Annotated in this window: 3 protein-coding genes; 2 read left to right on the forward strand and 1 reads right to left on the reverse strand. The window is 64.3% G+C overall.

All coding sequences use genetic code 11. The features are described from left to right. Positions 1–309 (reverse strand): FadR/GntR family transcriptional regulator (locus tag AC5RWX_RS32290; RefSeq protein ID WP_494100256.1); only part of this gene is annotated, 309 nt, incomplete at its 3' end. 191 nt (positions 310–500) lie between these two features. Here AC5RWX_RS32290 and AC5RWX_RS32295 point away from each other — a divergent pair. Both AC5RWX_RS32295 and AC5RWX_RS32300 read left to right on the forward strand, forming a co-directional pair. Beyond that, a complete protein-coding gene (locus tag AC5RWX_RS32295; protein ID WP_494100257.1) occupies positions 501–1040 on the forward strand; it encodes a gluconokinase in 540 nt (179 codons plus the stop codon). A gap of 42 nt (positions 1041–1082) precedes the next feature. Then, positions 1083–2486, forward strand: a complete 1404-nt coding sequence (locus AC5RWX_RS32300; protein ID WP_494100258.1) for a GntP family permease — start codon at positions 1083–1085, stop codon at positions 2484–2486. Positions 2487–2545 lie beyond the last annotated feature (59 nt).

The following is a 2545-nucleotide window of genomic DNA, read 5'->3' on the forward strand; positions in this document are numbered from 1 at the left end:
CGTGGCCAGCCGCCAGCGCACCAGCTTGGGATCAAAGACATTCCAGAGCCGGCGCTCCTGCACCACGATGCCCACCCGCCTGCGCGAGTACACCAGGTTCATGGACTCAAGGACCTTCATGGTGTCGCGTGCTACGGTCCGGGAAATGCCGTATTCCTGCTGAATCCCCTCCAGGGTAAGCCGGCTTCCCGGCGGCAATTCGCCGGAAGCAATGGCAACGCCTACCGCCTCCAAAACGCGTTCGTGCATCGCGGGGGAGGCCCCGCCGTCGTGCGCGTTGTCCGCGTCCTGTGGTGTCGCCGTCGACATCTATCCTGCCTTCCTCTGCGCCTGCGCGCGCTTCCAGTTTACTCAAGAAGCAGCAAAAGGTATGACTTGTGACACGAAAAGATAGTATCTGTCGGAAGAAAAGGTGTTACCTTATTCCAAGCGCACCTCCTCGGGGGACGCGCTACGAGCTTTCTTCACTAAGCCAACGGCGTCTTCTTCGGAGGTAAAACATGCAGTATCCCGCCACGCACCTGGTGGTGATGGGCGTTGCCGGTTCCGGCAAGTCCACCATTGCGGCAGCTCTTTCCCAGCAGCTGGGCTGGGCATGCGCCGAAGCGGACGAGTTCCACCCGCAGTCCAACATCCAGAAGATGAGCCAGGGCATTCCCCTGCAGGACGAGGACCGCTGGCCCTGGCTGCAGGAGATCCAGAACTGGATGACCACCCAGGCCAAGGCTGGCAAAAGCACCGTGCTCACCTGCTCCGCCCTCAAGCAGAGCTACCGGCAGCTGCTTGCCCAGGCGGAAGGCCGCGTCCTGTTCCTGCACCTCCACGGTGAAGCGGAGCTGATTGGGCAGCGCATGCAGGGCCGGGAAGGGCACTTCATGCCGCCCACGCTCCTGCCCAGCCAGCTGGCAACCCTGGAACCGCTGAGCGACGACGAACTCGCTGCCGGAAGCCTCCGCCTGGATATTTCCCGGCCACCCGAAGAGCTGGTCAGAACCATCGTGGCCTCCGTTCTGAAGCCTTCCGCAGGCGAAGCACCCTAACCACCTCCCACTTTCCCCGTACATCTGTTTCAAAGGAGAACCATGACCATCGAAGGATGGACCCAAACGATGGGTGCAGGCCCCCTGCTGCTCATCGCCGCAGCCGCGATCGCCGCGCTGCTGTTCCTGATCATCAAGCTGCGCATGCACGCACTGCTCGCCCTGATCGTGATCAGCCTCGCCACCGCCTTCGCCACCGGCATCCCCGCCAACCAGGTGGTGCCCGTACTGATCAACGGCTTCGGCACGACCCTGGGCACCGTGGCACTCCTCGTGGGGCTGGGGGCCATGCTCGGCCGCATTGTCGAAACCAGCGGTGGCGCCAAAGTCCTGGCCGATTACCTCATCGGCATCTTCGGTGAGAAGCGCGCCCCCTTCGCCCTGGGCCTGGCCTCGCTGATCTTCGGCTTTCCCATCTTCTTCGACGCCGGCCTGGTGGTTATGCTGCCCGTCGTCTTCGCTGTCGCCCACCGCCTCGGTGGGGGAGTGCTCCGCTACGGCCTGCCCGCAGCCGGTGCGTTCTCCGTGATGCACATCTTCCTGCCGCCGCACCCGGGCCCTGTATCCGCCTCGGCCTTCTTTGACGCCAACGTTGGCCTGGTAACGATCGCAGGCCTCATCGTCGCCATCCCCACCTGGTACGTCACCGCCTACCTCTTCGGCCTCTACACGGGCCGGAAGCTGGTCCTGCCAGTTCCGGAAATCCTGGGCCATGCAAGCGCAGAAGCCGAGTCCCACCCGCCGCGCTTCCGCACCATTGTGGGGCTGCTGCTCCTGCCGTTGGTCCTGATCTTCATGAACACCGGACTGAACACGCTGGCCTCCTCCGGTGTGTTGAGCGAAGGCGTCAGGGACGAGCAGTGGTTCCAGGTCCTGCGCACCATCGGTGAAACCCCTGTTGCGCTGCTGATCGCCGTGATCGTGGCCATGTTCGTCCTCGGGGCCAAGCGCGGCAAGGATGCAGGCGCCCTGGAGAAACTGCTCGAATCCTCGCTGGGTCCGGTCTGCTCCGTCATCCTGATCACCGGGGCCGGCGGCATGTTCGGTGGCGTCCTGCGCACCTCCGGCATCGGCTCCGCGCTGGCCGGCGTCCTGGGCGACCTGGGCATCCCGCTCATCCTGGCCGGCTTCCTGATTTCCAGCATCCTCCGCATCGCCCAGGGCTCCGCTACCGTGGCACTTACCACCACCGCGGGCCTGATCGCCCCTGCAGTGGCTGCTGCCGGGCTCAACGGCATGCAGATCGCCGCGCTGGTCATCGCCGTCGCCGCCGGCTCCGTGGTGGTCTCCCACGTCAACGATTCCGGCTTCTGGCTGGTGGGCCGCTTCTTCGGGATGGACGTCAAGACCACCCTGAAGACCTGGACCGTGATGGAAACCCTCATCGGTGTGATGGGCTTCGCCATCGCCGCCGTGATCTTCCTGCTCGCCGGACTGGCGGGTTAGCTTCTCCCCAACCCGGTAGCGCCACGAGCGGTTATGTAACACAAAACCACAACGGGCAA

This window comes from Arthrobacter sp. SPT-J7 (genome assembly GCF_059089965.1).

Excerpts from the sequence above, each read along its gene's own strand:
- AC5RWX_RS32300 (WP_494100258.1), top strand. The coding sequence starts at position 1,083 with ATGACCATCGAAGGATGGACCCAAACGATGGGTGCAGGCCCCCTGCTG.
- AC5RWX_RS32295 (WP_494100257.1), top strand. The coding sequence starts at position 501 with ATGCAGTATCCCGCCACGCACCTGGTGGTGATGGGCGTTGCCGGTTCC.